At 68.7% G+C, this 16824-nt stretch carries 16 protein-coding genes; 6 read left to right on the top strand and 10 right to left on the bottom strand.

Features of this window, described 5'->3' with window-relative positions; genetic code table 11:
* Positions 1 to 273: 273 nt before the first annotated feature.
* Positions 274 to 834, bottom strand: coding sequence for a glycine zipper 2TM domain-containing protein (locus O9255_RS12265; protein ID WP_297867151.1), 561 nt, complete (start codon positions 832 to 834; stop codon positions 274 to 276).
* Positions 835 to 965: 131 nt separating this feature from the next.
* Here O9255_RS12265 and cysS point away from each other — a divergent pair, with 131 nt between their 5' ends.
* Genes cysS through O9255_RS12250 form a run of 3 tightly spaced genes read left to right on the top strand, consistent with a single transcriptional unit; the run spans position 966 to position 4683 of the window.
* Positions 966 to 2378, top strand: a complete 1413-nt coding sequence (gene cysS / locus O9255_RS12260; protein WP_297867150.1) for a cysteine--tRNA ligase — start codon at positions 966 to 968, stop codon at positions 2376 to 2378.
* 38 nt (positions 2379 to 2416) lie between these two features.
* The gene (locus tag O9255_RS12255) at positions 2417 to 2842 is read left to right on the top strand and encodes a SufE family protein (protein WP_297867222.1); all 426 of its coding nucleotides are present in this window, start codon (positions 2417 to 2419) and stop codon (positions 2840 to 2842) included.
* Positions 2839 to 4683, top strand: a complete 1845-nt coding sequence (locus O9255_RS12250; protein WP_297867149.1) for a DUF885 family protein — start codon at positions 2839 to 2841, stop codon at positions 4681 to 4683. The genes O9255_RS12255 and O9255_RS12250 overlap by 4 nt, the downstream gene beginning before the upstream one ends.
* Positions 4684 to 4832: 149 nt before the next feature.
* On the opposite strand, the gene dksA is transcribed toward O9255_RS12250, so the two are convergent.
* Positions 4833 to 5879 carry an RNA polymerase-binding protein DksA gene (gene dksA / locus O9255_RS12245; protein WP_297867148.1) on the bottom strand — a complete coding sequence of 349 codons (1047 nt, stop codon included), beginning with the start codon at positions 5877 to 5879 and terminating at the stop codon, positions 4833 to 4835.
* An 88-nt stretch (positions 5880 to 5967) separates the two neighbouring features.
* Here dksA and yidD point away from each other — a divergent pair, with 88 nt between their 5' ends.
* On the top strand, positions 5968 to 6180 hold the full coding sequence (yidD, locus tag O9255_RS12240; RefSeq protein WP_297867221.1) for a membrane protein insertion efficiency factor YidD: 213 nt from the start codon (positions 5968 to 5970) through the stop codon (positions 6178 to 6180).
* Between the two features lie 30 nt (positions 6181 to 6210).
* Here the strand turns inward: yidD and folE2 are convergent, their stop codons facing one another.
* The 6 genes from folE2 to efp all read right to left on the bottom strand — a co-directional run bounded on the left by folE2 (position 6211) and on the right by efp (position 11431).
* Entirely contained in the window at positions 6211 to 7131 is a 921-nt protein-coding gene (folE2, locus tag O9255_RS12235; protein WP_297867220.1) for a GTP cyclohydrolase FolE2, read from the bottom strand.
* Between the two features lie 88 nt (positions 7132 to 7219).
* Positions 7220 to 8038, bottom strand: coding sequence for a hypothetical protein (locus O9255_RS12230; RefSeq protein ID WP_297867147.1), 819 nt, complete (start codon positions 8036 to 8038; stop codon positions 7220 to 7222).
* Positions 8035 to 8697, bottom strand: coding sequence for a phosphoglycolate phosphatase (gph, locus tag O9255_RS12225; protein ID WP_297867146.1), 663 nt, complete (start codon positions 8695 to 8697; stop codon positions 8035 to 8037). The genes O9255_RS12230 and gph overlap by 4 nt, the downstream gene beginning before the upstream one ends.
* Positions 8694 to 9425 carry a bifunctional 2-polyprenyl-6-hydroxyphenol methylase/3-demethylubiquinol 3-O-methyltransferase UbiG gene (gene ubiG / locus O9255_RS12220; RefSeq protein ID WP_297867145.1) on the bottom strand — a complete coding sequence of 244 codons (732 nt, stop codon included), beginning with the start codon at positions 9423 to 9425 and terminating at the stop codon, positions 8694 to 8696. The genes gph and ubiG overlap by 4 nt, the downstream gene beginning before the upstream one ends.
* Entirely contained in the window at positions 9422 to 10768 is a 1347-nt protein-coding gene (locus O9255_RS12215; RefSeq protein ID WP_297867144.1) for a TRZ/ATZ family hydrolase, read from the bottom strand. Before O9255_RS12215 ends, ubiG begins: the two co-directional genes overlap by 4 nt.
* A 96-nt stretch (positions 10769 to 10864) precedes the next feature.
* Complete coding sequence (gene efp, locus O9255_RS12210; RefSeq protein ID WP_297867143.1) at positions 10865 to 11431, bottom strand: elongation factor P; 567 nt, start codon at positions 11429 to 11431, stop codon at positions 10865 to 10867.
* A gap of 23 nt (positions 11432 to 11454) precedes the next feature.
* Between efp and epmB the strand changes: the two genes are divergently transcribed.
* Entirely contained in the window at positions 11455 to 12471 is a 1017-nt protein-coding gene (gene epmB / locus O9255_RS12205) for an EF-P beta-lysylation protein EpmB (protein WP_297867142.1), read from the top strand.
* 76 nt (positions 12472 to 12547) lie between these two features.
* Complete coding sequence (locus tag O9255_RS12200; protein ID WP_297867141.1) at positions 12548 to 14626, top strand: EAL domain-containing protein; 2079 nt, start codon at positions 12548 to 12550, stop codon at positions 14624 to 14626.
* Here O9255_RS12200 and O9255_RS12195 read toward each other — a convergent pair.
* Positions 14611 to 15582 carry an NAD(P)-binding protein gene (locus O9255_RS12195; RefSeq protein WP_297867140.1) on the bottom strand — a complete coding sequence of 324 codons (972 nt, stop codon included), beginning with the start codon at positions 15580 to 15582 and terminating at the stop codon, positions 14611 to 14613. The two genes, O9255_RS12200 and O9255_RS12195, sit on opposite strands and share 16 nt — an antisense overlap.
* Before the next feature lie 26 nt (positions 15583 to 15608).
* Complete coding sequence (locus tag O9255_RS12190) at positions 15609 to 16820, bottom strand: acyl-CoA dehydrogenase family protein (protein ID WP_343228678.1); 1212 nt, start codon at positions 16818 to 16820, stop codon at positions 15609 to 15611.
* Positions 16821 to 16824 lie beyond the last annotated feature (4 nt).

Raw genomic sequence — 16824 nt, 5'->3', positions numbered from 1 at the left:
AAGACGGGACGCAAAACGCCAACGCCCAGCTCGAGGCTGGGCGTTGGTGGTTTCAAAACGACGAAACGAACCGGTTACCCAGCGGCTTGGCGGGATTCCGGTCGGCGCGCACGAGACGTCATCCCGGCGGCCATGTAGGCCGAGGTCAGGACGCCGAAAGCGGGCAGGAAGGTGGACATAGGGGGCGAAGGGTCGCAGAGCCGGCGTGCGGGCGCAAGCCCTGAAACGACGAAGCGCCCCGAAGGGCGCTCCGATGGACCGCATAGGCTGGCCTCAGCGGTAGGCCGTGCCCTCGTCCACGGGCGTCACGGCCACGCGCACGCGCAGGCGATCACCCGGATCGTAGGGCAGGCGCGACATGTAGGTCTGACCCTGATGGACGTACTCGACGTCGTAGGAGGCGACGCGGCGCTGCTCACGCTCCACGTCGACCACGCGGCAACCGGCGTCACGGACGACGACCCGTTCGTTGTTCTTGTCGGAATTGCGGCCGATCGCGCCACCGATCACGGCACCGGCCACGGTCGCCGCCTGGCGGCCATCGCCACTGCCCACCGTATTGCCGAGGGCGGCGCCGACAAGCGCGCCCACCACGGTTCCGCCGTTCGAGCGGCGCACCTCGCGGATTTCCTCGCCGCCACAGACCTCTTCCGGCGTGCGGGTGCGAACGGTTTCGTAGATCGGGTCGACGCGGGTGACCTGCGCATACGCGTACGACACGTTCTCCTGGCCCGAGGCGTAGGCCGGCGCGTAGTCATCGCGGTACTGGGCCGAAGCAGCGCCCGAGGCGACAGCGACGGCAACAACCAAGGCGTGGCGCGGGGTGAGGATCATCAAGGGCTCCGGGTGTGTCGGACAGTCCGAATTCCAGCACCGAGCGGCTGAACCGAGGCCTAAGATTTCCGTTAAGCCGAAGGGGCCGGTTGCTACACTCCAAGGCCGTGTTCAGTCAGCCCCGAGGCCCCGTGGCGATCCGTCTCTTCAACAGCCTTTCCCGACAGGTCGAGGACTTCCAGCCCGCCCATCCGGACCGCGTCACGATGTACGTCTGCGGCCCCACGGTCTACAACTACGCCCACATCGGGAACGCCCGGGGACCGGTCGTGTTCGGCGTGCTCGCCGATCTGCTGCGGCGCCATTTCCCGAAGGTCGTCTACGCCCGGAACATCACCGACGTGGACGACAAGATCAACCAGTCGGCCATCGAGCAGAAGGTGCCGATCACGGCCATCACCGAGAAGTTCACCGCGATCTATCGCGAGGACATGGGCGCGATCGGCGTGAAGCTGCCGGATATCGAGCCGCATGCCACCCACCACATCGCCGACATCATCGCGATGATCGAGCGCTTGATCGCGAAGGGGCACGCCTACGCCGCCGACGGCCACGTGCTCTTCCAGGTCTCGACCTACGCCCAATACGGCGCCCTCTCCCGCCGCAGCACGGATGAAATGCTGGCCGGCGCCCGCGTCGAGGTGGCCCCCTACAAGCGCGATGGCGGTGATTTCGTCCTCTGGAAGCCCAGCACCCCGGAACTCCCGGGCTGGGATTCGCCCTGGGGCCGCGGCCGCCCGGGCTGGCATATCGAGTGCTCGGCCATGTGCCACGCGCACTTCGGCGACACCATCGACATCCACGCTGGCGGCGTGGACCTGCAGTTCCCTCACCACGAGAACGAGATCGCCCAGAGCCAGTGCGCCAGCGGCACGACCTTCGCCCGTTGGTGGCTGCACAACGGCATGCTCACCTTTGACGGCAGCAAGATGTCGAAGTCGGTCGGCAATATCCGCACCGTGCATGAGCTGCTGAAGGACTACCCGGCCGAGGCCCTGCGCTACGCCCTGCTCTCCGCCCATTACCGGCAGCCGCTGGACTGGTCTCCGGCCCTGATCGAACAGAGCATCAACACCCTTGATCGTCTGTACGGGACGCTGCGCGACCTCGCTGACGTCGAGGCGGCCCCGGTGTTGCCGGAGGCGGTCGAGTTCGCGCTCGCCGATGATCTGAACACGCCCGCCGCGCTGGCGGAGCTGTCGCGGATCGCGGGCGAAGTGCGCGCCGCGCAGCGCGAGTTCCTGCAGGCCTCGGGCGACGCCGCCGTGGCGCAGGCCATCGTGAAAGCTCGCGATGCCAAGGCCGAACTGCTCGGCGCCGGTGCCGCGCTGGGCCTGCTCCAGCAGCATCCGGAGGCCTGGTTCGGCAAGGGTTCGGCCAACGATGACGACGCGCGCATCGACGCCCTGGTCGCCGAGCGGACGGCCGCCAAGAAGGCCCGCGATTTCGCTCGCGCCGATGCCATCCGCGATGAACTCGCCGCTGCCGGCATCGTGCTCGAGGACACGCCGCAGGGCGTGCGCTGGTCGAGGAAGCGCGCGTGAACACCCCGGTCGTGACGCCACCCATCTCGCCCTTCCCCATGGAGGCGACCGCGGCCGAGGCCCAAGCGGCGATTGCCGAAGAGTTCGGCTTCTTCGGCGACTGGACCGAGCGCTACCAGTACCTGATCGACCTCGGTCGCAAGCTGCCTGAACTGCCCGAGGCATGGAAGACCGAGGAACACCGGCTGCTCGGCTGCCAGTCGAAGGTCTGGATCGTGGCACAAGGCAATGCCGCCAAGCTCGACTTCCACGCGATCAGCGATTCCTCGATCGTCTCCGGGCTGATCCACCTCGCGCTGCGCGTCTACTCAGGGCGCAGCGCGGCCGAGATCCTCGCCACGACGCCCGACTACATCGCGACGATCGGGCTCGCAAAGCACCTGTCGCCGACCCGCAGCAACGGGTTGGCCGCCCTGCTCGCCTTCATCCAGGACACCGCGCGCCGCGCTGGAGAGCCCGCATGACGCTTCGCCCCTTGACCCTCGCCGTGATGGCAGTGCTGTGCGCGGCGCCGCTGGACGACGTGGTGGCTCGCAGTGCCGAAGCGGCGCCCGCTTCTTCCACGCCGGCTGAGATCACCATCGAGCCGGCCCGCTTCGCGCCTCCGCCGATCTCGGCCATGCCGGAAGAGCCGGCGTCGCGGCTTCGACCGCTGATTACCCGTTACCGGGCCGACCGCGAGGCCTTGGAGCACGTACGGTCCCTGGTCGATGACGGACGCGAGCCGCTCTACGCCCCGAGTCGGGCACAGCTGCGGGCCGGGCTCGTCGCCAATTGGCAGGCGCGGCTCGCCGAACTCGACACGAACACGCTGAACCAGGACGACCGCCTGGACCGCCTGTTGCTGCAGCGTGAGCTCGCCTTGGACGCGACGGCACAAACCTTCGGCAAGGAGCGCTACGAGGCCCTGCGCGGACTGCTTCCCGGCTACGACGACCTCGTCGCCCTGCTGGAGGCTCGCCGCGACCTGCGCCAGGCCGACCCGCGCCGCACGGCCGATGTCCTTGAGCGCGTGCGTCGCGACCTCGAGGCTCGCGCCAGCCGCCTCACCGCGGCCAGCGGTGCGCCCGAGGTCTCGCCCACCCTCGCGCTGCGCGCGGCGCAACATGCCTCCGCCCTGCGTCGTGGGCTGGAGGATTGGCACACCTACCAGTCCGGCTACGACCCGCAGTTCAGCTGGTGGGTCGATGCGCCCTACGCCGCGCTCGACAAACAGCTCGAAGCGCACGGCAAGCTGCTGCGCGACACGCTGGGCGGTGCCGCTGATCCGGAAACGCTGCGTGCGGATCCGATCGGCGACGCGGCGATCGCCGAGGCGCTGGCCGCCGAAGGTGTCGACTACAGCCCGGCGGAGCTGATGGCGGCGGCTGAGAAGGAGCTGGCCTGGTGCCAGGCCGAGATGGACAAGGCCGCCCGTGAGATGGGGGCGCGCGACTGGCGGGAGGCGCTGGAACGCGTCAAGCAGCACCACGTCGCCCCGGGAGAACAACCCCGCCTCGTGGTCGAACTGGCGGACGAGGCGGTGCACTTTCTTGAAGCCCGCGACCTGCTGACCGTTCCGGACGGTGCGAAGCGCGACTGGCGCATGACGATGCTCACGCCGGAGTACCAGCTGCAGGCGCCGTTCTTCCTCGGCGGCCAGGACGTCTGGGTGGCGTTTCCCACCGATGGCATGCCGCACGAGCGCAAGCTCAACGCGCTGCGCGGCAACAACCGGCATTTCTCCCGCGCCGTGGTCCACCACGAGCTGATCCCCGGCCACCACCTGCAGCACTGGTACGCCCAGCGCCACAGCACCCACCGGTCGAGCTTCGACAGCCCGTTCTGGACCGAAGGCTGGGCGCTCTACTGGGAGCTACGCCTCTACGACATGGGCTTCGCGGCGACGCCCGAGGACCGTGTCGGCATGCTGTTCTGGCGCAGCCATCGCGCCGCGCGGATCCTCTTCTCGCTGGGCGTGCAGTCGGGCCGCATGACGCCCGACGAGGCCGTGGCGCTGCTCGTCGATCGCGTGGGCCACGAGCCGGAAAATGCCAAGGCCGAGGTGCGACGCTCGATCGCCGGCGACTACGGCCCGCTCTACCAAGTGGCCTACCTCGTGGGCGGATGGCAGTTCCGCGCCCTGCACGAAGAGCGCGTCACCCGCGGCGGCTGGAGCGAGCGCGAATTCCACGACCGCGTGATGCGCGAGGGCTCGATGCCGATCCGTTTCCTGCGCGAGCGCCTGTTCGAACGCGTGGGCGGCGAAGCGCCGGGCGAATCCTGGCGCTTCCTCGACAACCCGGCCAACGCCAGCGCGCGCTGAGCGACGGGCGGCGCGCAGGCTCCGTAACGCATAACTCCCAACGAAGCGCGATCTTCGAGTTCGCGACGCCAGAAACAGCAAGCCCCGCGTTCGCGGGGCTTGCTGTTTCGCCTTGTCCGCCCGGAGACGAGGACGGTGACCGCTCCAGGCTAGTCGCCCATCTGCTTCTGCAGGTGCTCCCAGCGCTCTTGCGCGTCGAGCGTACGCTCGGCGGTCGGGCGTGCTTCGAGGCGATCAAGGCCGATCGGCTCGCCGGTGTCGACGCAGAAGCCATAGTCGCCCTCGTCAAGGCGACGGATGGTGCTGTCGATCTTGTTGATCAGCTTGCGGTAGCGGTCGCGAGTACGCAGCTCGAGGGCGTTCTCGGTTTCGCGGGTCGCCCGCTCGGCCTCGTCGCCGACATCGCGCACTTCTTCCTTGAGGTTCTCGATGGTCTGCTGGGACTCTTCGACCAGCTCCTGGCGCCAGCCCATGAGTTTCTGGCGGAAGTACTCGAGCTGGAAGGAGTTCATGTACTCCTCCTTCGGGTTCGGCTTGTAGCCGGCCGGGAGGGTGACGCGTTCAATCACTTGGTTGGGTCGCTTCGGTTCTTCACGGGGGCGCTCCGGCTTCACGTAGCCGGCGCGGTTGCCGCTGGGCTTCGTTTCCGCAGGACGCGCGCCGGCCTTCGCCGGGGTTGCCGTGGGGGTGGTGGGTTTGGGTGCGGGGGCCGGGTTCGCCTTGGGCGTTGCGGCGGCCGCCTTCGCAGGCGTCTCGGCCTTCACGACGGCGGCGGGCGCCTTGGCCGGAGCCGTGGCTTTCACCGGGGCGGCGGCGGGCTTCGCGGGAGCCTTCACCGGAGCCTTGGACGCCGGCTTGGCCACAGGCTTCGCGGCGGCCTTGGCCGGGGCCTTCACCGGCGCCTTGGCGGGCGCGGGCTTCGACTTGGCGATCGTTTTCGGTGCGGGGCTGGCAGCGGGCTTCGGCGCGGGCTTGGCGGCCTTCTTGGCCGGGGCCTTCACGGCGGCCTTGGCCGGCTTGGCAGCGGGCTTTGCAGCCGGCTTGGCCTTGCTCGCGGGCGCCTTCTTCGCCGGGGTCGAAACCGCCTTCTTAACCGCGCTGGCGACTTTGCCGACCGCCTTCGCCACTTTTCCGACCGCACTGCTCTTCTTGGCCGGGGCCTTGGCAACTCTTTTCGCGGGTTTCTTGGCAGCCACGAGGTTCCTCTGGGTCGTTGAGCCGTTGCGGCGGCGTGTTATAGCCTTTCGGCCCCAGCGGGGCAACCCGCCGACTCGCGGAAGTCCGATATTGAAGCGCCTCGTCCTCGCCAGCCTGCGCGGCTACAAGCGCTTCATCAGCCCCTTGCTGGGCCAGCACTGCCGCTTCCACCCCACGTGTTCCATGTACATGTACGAGGCCGTGCAGAAGCACGGCACGGCCAAGGGGGTGTGGTTGGGCACGAAGCGCGTCTGCCGCTGCCACCCGCTGCATCCGGGGGGCATCGACCCGGTGCCCTGAGGCGCCCCGGGTCGTTTTCCCGCGCGAACCTCAGCCTCGGGGACCGTAGCCGCCTTCGACGCCCTTCACGGCCACCGCAACGGCATCGTGGGCGTGCAGGCTTTCGAAATGCGAGGCGCGCAGCCAGAAGTCGGCGATGCGCTCGTCAGTCTGGAGGGCCGACTGCATCCGGCGAGCGGCGTCTTCGCAGAACATCAGGTTCTGGCCGTTGAGTCGGGCGAAGGCCTGCTCGTCCTCGCGCTTCACGGCGGTCTGCACGGGCGTCTTGAGGGACCCTTCGATGCGGTCGACGAGGTCGACGATCGGCAGCTCGCTCACGTTCGACGCCAGCCGCACCTTGACGTCGGCGTGGCTGCGCTGGCTGTGTGGCGTCGCAACGATGCCCTGTTCCGAACCCAACCAACGCAGCACCGCATCGGCATCGACCGGTCCACCGGCGGCGAAGTCGTTGCGGAACTGCTCCTGGATGAGCTGGCGCGCCAAGGCCGCCGAGCACGGGCAGGTGCTGGAATAGGCCACCTGCACCCCGAGTTCGAGCTCGAAACCCGCCCGGTCAAGGGTGGCGACGAGGGTCACCGGGTAGGCCTTCCAGCCGGTGTTGTCGCTCACCAATGCCTTGCGGCGCAGCAGGTGGTCGAAACGGATCTCGACCATCGCGCGATCCGACAAGTCGGCATGCGAATCGAGAAAATCGCGCAGCAGGCGGCGCAGGCTGTTCGCACTCAGGGGTTCGGCGGCCAGATGGCGGTCGAGGTGCAGGTACAGGCGCGACATGTGGATGCCGCGCACGTCGGCGCGATGCAGGTTGACGAAGGCCTTGATGCGGGCCGGTACGGCGACCGACTCGGCGCCAGCGGTAGCGACGCGGACGGGGGCTTCGATTTCGCCCATGCCCACCCAAGCGAGTTGGCCCGCCGTTGCGGGTCGGGCGTCGTTGGCGATGTCCGGCATGATGCGGACGACGTTTTCGCGGGTCGGGGACATGGGGGGTCCGGTCGGTAAAGGCTGGCACCCTAAGTGGGTGCGGGTGCAGCGTACGTCAAGTCGCGTGGTTGGCCGGAGGGTGGACCCGCAATGCAGCGTTGCGGGCGCAACGCCACGCCTGCCAGACCTCGAAGAAGCCCGTGGTGATGCCGCGCGACGCGCCCCGACCTTCGGCAGCGCACCGGAGCGCGCGGCGATCGGCGTGCAACCCGATCAGGCGGGGATACGCCCAACCCTGCGGCGGCGTGGCGGGCAAGGCATCGTGCAACTGCATCGCCCAGTCACGACGAAGGGCGTCGGCCTCCGTGCCGACCAGTTGGTCACGGCGGAGGCCATGACGGGCGAACAACATGAGCGGCACGCGGCCGCGGTCGCTCGCCTCGAGGCCGCGTTCGAGCCGAAGCCGCAACCAGTGCACGGCGAGGCTGCGGGCCGGAGCCCCGATGTTGGCTTCGGCGCCGAACAGGTGGGCTTCGACGCGGACCAGTGCCTCGGCGAGCGGGCGAAGGACAGTGATGGCGCCCTCGAGATCAGCCGCTGGCGCATCGTCGCTCGCCACGGCGAGCACCGCACCGCCGACGCCGCCCCAGGGGCCGCCGCTGCGCACGAGCGCGCGGGTGAGCGGGTGCCGCGCCGCTCCACGGGCGACCCCATCGAGTTCCTCGGCCCACCATCCCGACTTCACCGCCGTGACGCGAGGGTCCGAGAGCTCGAACACGCACTCCCGCAGTTCCTCGAGCAGGGCCACCCAAGCCATGAACACGGCGGGCGATTCCATCGGCACGAAGCCGGCGGCGGCGCGGTGGATCGGCTCGCGTGCCTCGGCCTTGGCGAAGGCGGCACGCAACCCCTCGTCCAACGACGCGGGACTCATGTGCCCTGCCCGGCCAACCAGAGGCGGAGCGCTTCGGCATCGCGACAATCGACGGTCGCGCCCCAACTGCGCGGGTCCTCGTGCGCTTCGCGATAGCCCCACAGCGCAGCGACGCTGGGCATGCCCGCCGCCTTCGCGGCTTCGACGTCGCGCGCATCGTCGCCGACGTATAGGCAGGCGTCGGGAGGGACACCGAGCTGCGAGGCGGCCAGCCAGAGCGGCTCGGGCGCGGGCTTGCGGACAGGCAACGTGTCGCCGCCCACGAGGGCCTTCGAACGCGTCGACCAGCCCAACCCCTCGACCACGCCGATCGCCAGGCCTTCCGGCTTGTTGGTGACGATGCCCCAGGGCCAGCCCCGGGCTTCGATCGCCTCCAGCAGGGCCTCGATGCCGTCGAAGGGCCGGGTATGGACCGCGAGGGCGTTGGCATAGGCGGCAAGGAAACGCGGCAGCAGCGGCTCGCGCGCTTCCTCGGCGAGATCATCGAAGGCGCGGGCCAACAGGGCCCGGCCGCCCTTCGAGACCAGCGGTCGCAGCGCCAAGTCCGGCAGCGGCGGCCGCGATTCCTCGGTGAGGATGCGGTTCACCGCGGCGATGAGGTCGGGCGCGGTATCGGCCAGCGTCCCGTCGAGGTCGAACAACACGGCGCGGAACGTCATCCGGGCTTCCGTGCGGACAGGAGGTAGTTCACTCGCGTCCCCGGCGCGACCTTGGCGGTCTTCCGAAGCGGGTCGTAGTGCAGCCCGCTCGCGTCCTCGACGTCGAGACCCACGGCGCGGAGAACGCGCGTGATTTCGGAAGGCTTGATGAAGCTGCGGTAGTCGTGGGTGCCCTTCGCCAGCAGGCCGGCGATGTACTCCGCCCCGACGATGGCGAGCGCGAAGGCCGCCGGCGTGCGGTTGATGGTGGAGACGAACAGGCGCCCACCGGGCTTCAGCAGCCGCGCGCAGGCCTCGAGGATGCTGCCCGGTTCCGGCACGTGCTCGAGCATCTCCATGCAGGTGATCGCGTCGAAGGTTCCCGGTTCCGCATCGGCGAGCGATTCGACCGCCTGCACGCGATAGTCGAGATCGAGGATCGCCCCGCCCTGCGTCGATTCCAGCCGGTGCAGCTTGGCGATGTCGATCAGTTCGGGCGAAAGGTCGAGCCCGAGGACGCGGGCGCCCTCGCGGGCCATGGCCTCGCTGAGCAGGCCGCCGCCACAGCCGACGTCGAGCACGCGTGCGCCGCGCAGCGGCTGGCGTGCCAACACATAGCCGAGACGCGCTGGATTCAGCACGTGCAGCGGCGCCTGCGGGCCGTCCGGGTCCCACCAGCGGTTGGCGAGCGCGGAGAACTTCGCCACCTCCGCGGGATTGACGTTCGCTGTTGCCGACGAGCCGCTCATGGCTGGGCTCCGGGGCGCGGGATGTCGGCGATGCGGCGCGACCACTGCTTGGCCTTGGCTTTCAGCGCCTCCGCGTCGATGTCGATCAGTCGGCGATCACGGAGCTTGGGCCGCCCCGCGATCCAGACATCGCTGACCTGATGACGCGTGGCCACGTAGATCAGGTGCGAGATCACGTGGTAGCAGGGCTGAAGCTCGAGTTCGCTGAGATCCACGAGCGCCAGATCGGCCTGCTTGCCGGGTTCGATCGAGCCGATCTCGTCGTCGCGGCCGAGGGCCTTGGCACCGGCCAGCGTCGCGGCCTCGAGCGCCGAGGCCGCGTCGAGCGCCCGCGCGTCGCCGGCCACGGCCTTGGCCAGCAGGGCGGCATGGCGGGTTTCCTCGAACATGTCGAGGTCGTTGTTGCTGGCGCAGCCGTCGGTCCCGATGGCCACGTTGACGCCGGCGGTGCGCAGGGCCTCGACCGGGCAGAAGCCCGAGGCCAGCTTCAGGTTCGACTGCGGGCAATGCGCAATGTGCACGCCGCGCTCAGCGCAGAGCTTGATTTCGCCGTCGGTGAGCTGGGTCATGTGCACGGCGATCAAGCGAGCGTCGACGATGCCCAACCGATCCAGCCGCGCCAGCGGGCGCTGGCCGTGCTGCGCCTGCGAATCGGTGATCTCCTGCGCGGTCTCGTGGACATGGCAGTGGATCGGGATGTCGAGCTGCGCCGAGAGCATGCCGATGCGTTCGAAGCTGGCGTCCGAGACGGTGTACGGGGCATGCGGCGCGAAGGCGAAACGGATCAGCGGGTCGCCGCGCCAGGCATCAAAGACCTCGAGCGCCTTGTCGAAGTACTCGGCCGTGGTCCGGGCCCAGGGCGAAGGGAACTCGATGACCGGCAGGCCCACGGTGGCGCGGAAACCGAGGCGCTTGTAGGTCTGCGCCTGCACGTCGGGGAAGAAGTAGTTCTCGTTGCAGGTGGTGGTGCCGCCGCGGAGCATCTCGGCCACGGCCAGCTCGATGCCGTCGGCGATGTAGTCCGGCCCCATGACGGCGCCTTCGATCGGCCAGATGTGTTCCTGCAACCACGGCATGAGCGGCAGGTCGTCCGCCACGCCGCGCAGCAGGGTCATCGGGTTGTGAGTGTGGATGTTGACCAGGCCCGGGATCAGCGCGGCTTCGGGCCGCGACACGATCTCCGCGGGGAGGAAGCGGGCGCGCGCCTCGGCACGTGGCAGCACGGCGAGGATGCGGCCATCCTTCACCGCCACGGCATGATCGGTGAACACGGCGCCTTTCGGCACCACCGGCACGACGTGGCCGGCTTCGATCAACAGGTCGCAGGGTTCGAGCACATTCACTCCCCGGATAAGGCTGCGGCGCGCCGGTGAGGGCGCGCCGCAAGGATGACGGCCCCGCCGTGGCGGAGCGATGACGCCAGAGTCTGGCGTGCGCGATTACTTGACGCGGCTGACGTACTCACCGGTGCGGGTGTCGACCTTGATCACTTCGTCCTGGCCGACGAACAGCGGCACGCGCACGACGGCGCCGGTCTCCAGCTTGGCGGGCTTGCCGCCGCCGCCCGAGGTGTCGCCGCGGACGCCCGGGTCGGTCTCGACGATCTTGAGCTCGACGAAGTTCGGCGCCTGCACAGCAATCGGGGAGCCGTTCCACAGCGTGACGACGCAGGGCTCCTCGCCCTTGATCCACTTCGCGGTCTCGCCCACGCCGGCGGCGTCGGCCTGCACCTGCTCGAAGGTTTCCTGCTGCATGAAGTGCCAGAACTCGCCGTCGTTGTAGAGGTACTGCATGTCCGTATCGACGACGTCCGCGGCCTCGACGTTGTCGGTGGCCTTCATGGTCATTTCCACCACGCGGCCGGACTTGATGAAGCGGTACTTGACGCGGGTGAAGGCCTGTCCCTTGCCCGGCTTCACGTACTCGGTGTCCTGGATGACGCACGGCTCGTTGTTCACGATGATCTTCATGCCGTTCTTGACATCATTCATGCCGTAGCTGGCCATGCGGGTGCTCCTGAACCTTTAGAATGCAGCCGGTGATGATACCCGTTCCCGCCGCCGCCCGGCAGCCGGCCCGTTGGCAGGCCCTGTGGCGTGACGCCCTTCGCGACCCCGTGGAACTGCTGGAAGGCCTCGGCCTGCCGGGCCTGGTGGCGCGCGTCTCGGCCTCGGCGCAGGCCCAGTTCCCGCTGCGGGTCCCGCGCGGCTACGCGGCCCGGATGCGCCATGGCGATGCGAAGGACCCCCTGCTCCGCCAGGTCCTGCCGCTGGACGACGAGGACCGCCTCGTCCCCGGTTTCAGCCTCGATGCCGTCGGCGACGGCGCCGCGAAGGGCGGGACGGGGGTGATCCACAAGTACGACGGTCGGGCGCTGCTGATCGCCACCGGCAGTTGCGCGATCCACTGCCGCTACTGCTTCCGCCGGCACTTCCCCTACGCCGAGGAGACGGCCGCGTCTGGCGGCTGGGGCTCGGCCTTGGATTACCTGCGCGCGGATCCATCGATCCACGAGGTCATCCTCTCGGGCGGCGACCCGCTGAGCCTGTCGACCTCGAAGCTGGCCGAACTCACCGGCGCGCTGCGCGACCTTCCCCAGATCACGCGGCTGCGCCTCCACACCCGCCTGCCGATCGTGCTTCCCGAGCGCATAGACGCCGAGTTCCTCGACTGGATCGGCGGCCTGGCCTGGCCGACCGTCATGGTGGTGCACGCGAACCATGCCCACGAGATCGACGCCACCGTTCGCGAAGCCTTCGGGGACCTCCGCCAGCGCGGCGTCCATCTGTTGAACCAGGCCGTGCTCATGCGTGGGGTCAACGACGACGCCGATGCGTTGGTGGCCCTCTCCGAAGCGCTGTTCGCATCCGGCGTGCTGCCCTACTACCTGCATCTGCTCGACCGCGTGCAGGGCACGGCGCACTTCGAGGTCCCTGAGGCCGAGGCGCTGGCCTTGCGCGACGCCATCCATGCACGCCTGCCCGGCTACCTCTTGCCGCGCCTCGTCCGCGAGATCCCGGGCGAACCCGGCAAGACGGCGGCCTGACGCCCTCCGAGGGGCTACCAAGCTCGGCGCTGTCCGTATACTGCGACGCGAAACCGCTGCGACCCCCGGAGCCCGAATGCCCACGAACGACGCCGTCCTGCGCCTTCTCCTGGTCGATGACCGGCTGGAGGATGCCGAGCAGCTCACCAGCATGCTCCGCAATGGCGGCATGGCCGTTCGTCCGCAGCGCCCTGACAACCTCGAGGAACTGCGCAAGCTCCTGTCGAGCCAGAGCGTCGACCTGGTCGTGGCCACCCTCACGGCGACCTCCATCCCCTTCGAGACCGTCGTCCGGGAAGTGGAAGCGAGCGGCAAGGACCTGCCGGTGCTCGCGGTGCTCGAAGCGCTGAACGAGTCCAACGTGCTCGAAGCCCTGAAGCTCGGGGCGCGCGACGTCGTCTATCGCCACCAGCCGGCGCAAGCGCAGACCATCGTCCGCGCCGAGGCGGAATTCGTGAAGACCCGCCGCGCCGTCCGCGTCCTCGAGGCCCAGCTGCGCGAGACGGAGCGCCGCTGCGACGCCCTGATCAACTCCTCGCGCGACCCGATCGCCTACATCCACGAAGGCATGCACATCCGGGCCAACGAGGCCTACCTCGAGATGTTCGGCTACGAGACCTACGAAGACATCGAGGGCCTGTCCGTCCTCGATCTGATCGCGCCCTCGAATGCGGGTGGGTTCAAGGACCTGCTGAAGCGTATCTCGAAGGGCGAGGCCCCGCCGAAGCAGCTGCAACTGCAGGCCATCGACGCGAACGGCGACGAGTTCGACGCCCTGATGGAGTTCACGCCGGCAAGCTACGAGGGCGAGCCCTGCCTGCAGATCGTCTTCCGTCCGCAACTCGTCGATGCCTCGATGGCGGCCGAACTCGAAGCCCTGCGCCTGCGCGATTCCCTCACCGGGCTCGCCAATCGCGCGCACTTCATGGGCGAGCTGGAGAGCACCGTCGCCGCGGCGGCCGGTGGGCGGCACCACCAAGCCCTGCTGCTGGTGGAACCGGACAACTACGAAACGCTCGTCGGCACGATCGGCATGGCCCAGGCCGACGAACTGCTGAAGGCGTTCTGCGCCCGCCTCGGCACGGCGCTCGATGACACCACGCTGGCCGGACGCCTTTCCGACCACCGTTTCGCGGTGATCTGCCGCCTCCACGACCACAAGGCCAGCCTGGTTCGCGCCGAGAAGATCCGCGCGGCGTTCCAGGGGAAGATCCTCGAAGTCGGCGACCGTTCGCTGACCCTGACAGTGAGCGTGGGCGGCGTGCAGATCGGCGAGCGCAACGCGCAGATCGGTCCCGTCCTCAGCCGCGCGGAAACCAGCCTGCAATCGGCGATGGGCGTGGGCGGCGATCGCGTCGAGATCCACGATCCGGCGGCTCGCGACCGCGCCGAGGAAGAGCGCATCCAGGCTTGGGTGCAGCGTCTCCGTGACGCCCTCGACAGCGACGGTTTCACCCTGCACTACCAGCCGATCATCAGCCTCAACGGCGAGCCCGGCGAGACCTACGAGGCCTACCTGCGCCTCAAGGGCAATGGCGGCGAGATCATCGGCCCGACCACCTTCCTGCCACTCGCCCTTGAACAGGGCCTCGGCCCCGAAATCGACCGCTGGGTGATCCACCGTGCCATCGCGGTCATCGCGGAACGCAAGGCGGCTCGGAAGGACACCACGCTCTACGTGAAGCTCGGCCCGGAGAGCATCTCGGCGAATGATCGGCTGGGCGAGGAGATCGTCGAAGCAGTGAAGGCGGCCGGCATCCCTGGTGAGCTGCTGGTGCTGCAGCTGCACGAACCCGCGGTCTTCACCCATCTGAAGGCGATCCAGGCCTTCGCCCAGACCCTCCACGCCGCCGGCGTCCGCCTGGCGCTGGAACACTTCGGCACCGGCCTGAACTCGTTCCAGCTGCTCCAGCACATCGACGCCGATGTGGTGAAGATCGACCGCAGCTACATCACCGAGCTGGCGAAGAACAGCGACAACCAGGCGAAGGTCCGCGAGTTCGCCGAGAAAGCCCGTGGCCTCGGCAAAACCTGTGTGGTGCACTACGTGCAGGATGCCGCCAGCATGACCGTGCTGTTCGGCATCGGCGTCGACTACGTCGAAGGCGACTTCCTTGCTGCCGCGGGTCCGACGATGAATTACGACTTCGGCTGACGCGCGGCGATCAGCCGGCCCGCTGCCGCGCGACCGGACAACCACGCCCGCTCCGCGGGCGGAAGATCGGCCGACACCGGCGCGCCGAACGCGTCTCCGGCGAGCACGAGGTCGTGGCCCTCCAGCGGTAGCGGATCGAGGACGTCGAGCGGTCGTGCGTAGCGCCAGCGATGGGCCGAGATTTCGCGAATGGCCTCGGGGCCAATGCCCGTCATGGCGATGAAGGCGTCCAGCAGATGCTGCGCAGCGGTCCCGGCATCGAGCTCGAGGTTCGCCTCGCTCCAAGCGGGGGTCGCATGCAGCACCCAATGGCCCGTGTTCGAGCGGCCGGGCTTTTCGGCTTCGCGGTAGATGGCTCCGAGGACATCGCCGTGACCGGGGTCCGGCAACCGCCGTATCGCGGAAGGCTCGGTCTCAAGCAAAGCGGCACAGCAAGGCATGTAGCGGATGCCGGCAAGAGCATCGAGCATCCGAGGCGGCACAACGTCGTCGGCTAACGCGCTGGCCCTGAGCAGGGCCAAGGCCTGCGGCGCGGGAACAGCGAGAAGGAACGCCGGTGCCGCGCCGACCACGCGCCCCTCGGCGTCGACGGCCCGCCATTGCCCGGCTTCGAATTGCAGGGCGGCCACCGCGACCGACCAGTGCACGTCCAGCCCATCGAGCAGGCCCGCCACGAGGGCGCTCATGCCCGGAAGGCCCACGTAGGCCTCGCCCCAAGGGGCCGCGCGTCCGGCAGCCACTTCCTCCGCGAGCCATCCGGCGAACGCCGGCGTGTTCGCCTGCAGTGTCGCCGCGCCGTGGTCGAAGCCGCCGGCTTGCTTGCGTCGAGTGCTCAGGCGACCGCCGGGACCGCGCCCTTTGTCCAGCGCGCGAACTCGCCAACCGGCCTCGGCCAAGGCACGGGCTGCCGCGGCCCCGGCAAGGCCGGTGCCGACGACGAGAACGTCGGCGTCCATCCGCGCAGGGCCGTTGCCGTGAGGGCTCAGCGCAGGCCGGTTTCGTTTCGCGCAATAACGAGGCGCTGGATCTCGCTGGTGCCCTCGTAGATCTCGGTGATCTTGGCGTCGCGGAAATAGCGCTCCAGCGGCATTTCCTTCGAGTAGCCCATGCCGCCATGGATCTGGACCGCGGCGTGGGTGATCCACATCGCCGCTTCGGAGGCCGTGAGCTTGGCCACCGAGGCCTCGGTGCTGAAGCGGCCGCCGTTCTTGTCGGTCTGCGCCTTGGCCCACGCCGCGCGCAGCGTCAGGATCTGCGCGGCATCGAGCTTGCACTTCATGTCGGCGATCTTGGCCTGGATCATCTGGAAGCTGCCGATGGCCTGGCCGAAGCTCTTGCGCTCCTTCACGTAGGCCACGCTGGCCTCGTAGGCGGCGCGGGCGAGGCCCACGGCCTGCGAGGCGATGCCGATGCGACCCGCATCCAGCACGCCCATCGCGATCTTGAAGCCCTCGCCTTCCACGCCGACGACTTCATCGGCGCTGGCGACGTAATCCTGGAACTCGATCTCGCAGGTGGCCGAGGCGCGGATGCCCAGCTTCGGCTCGGTCTTGCCGCGGAAGAAGCCCGGCTTGGCCGTGTCGACCATGAAGGCGGTGATGCCCTTGGCACCCTTCGACGGGTCGGTCATCGCGAACAGGATGATGTACTTCGCAACCGGACCGGAGGTGATCCAGCTCTTCTTGCCATTGATGACGTAGGTGCCGTCGGCCTGCTTGACCGCGCGGCAGCGCATGGCCGTGGCGTCCGAACCCGACTGCGGCTCGGTCAGGGCGAAGGCGCCGATTTCGCGCCCTTCGGCGATTGCGCGGACGTACAGCTGCTTCTGCGCTTCGGTACCGAACTTCAGGATGCCGTTGCAAAACAGCGAGTTGTTCACCGACACGATGGTGCTGTGCGCACAGTCGGCGGCGGCGATCTCGATCATCGCCAGCACGTAGCTGATCGGGTCCATCCCGGCGCCACCGTATTCGGTCGGCACTTCGATGCCCATCAGGCCGTTCTCGCCAAGGATGCGGATGTTCTCCAGCGGGAATTCGCCGGTCTGGTCGTGGTGCTCGGCGCTCGGCGCGATCTTCTCCTGCGCGATGCGACGGGCCACGTCCTGGATCATCAACTGCTCTTCAGTGAATCCGAAATCCACAGCACACCCCGATCGGCAAACGGAAAGTCGCGAGTGTAACCGTTCATCCATACCC

This window comes from Silanimonas sp. (genome assembly GCF_027530345.1).
Classification (GTDB): domain Bacteria; phylum Pseudomonadota; class Gammaproteobacteria; order Xanthomonadales; family Xanthomonadaceae; genus Silanimonas.
Note: the sequence above shows the minus strand (reverse complement) of the source record. Positions and strands in the feature narration are given on the sequence as shown.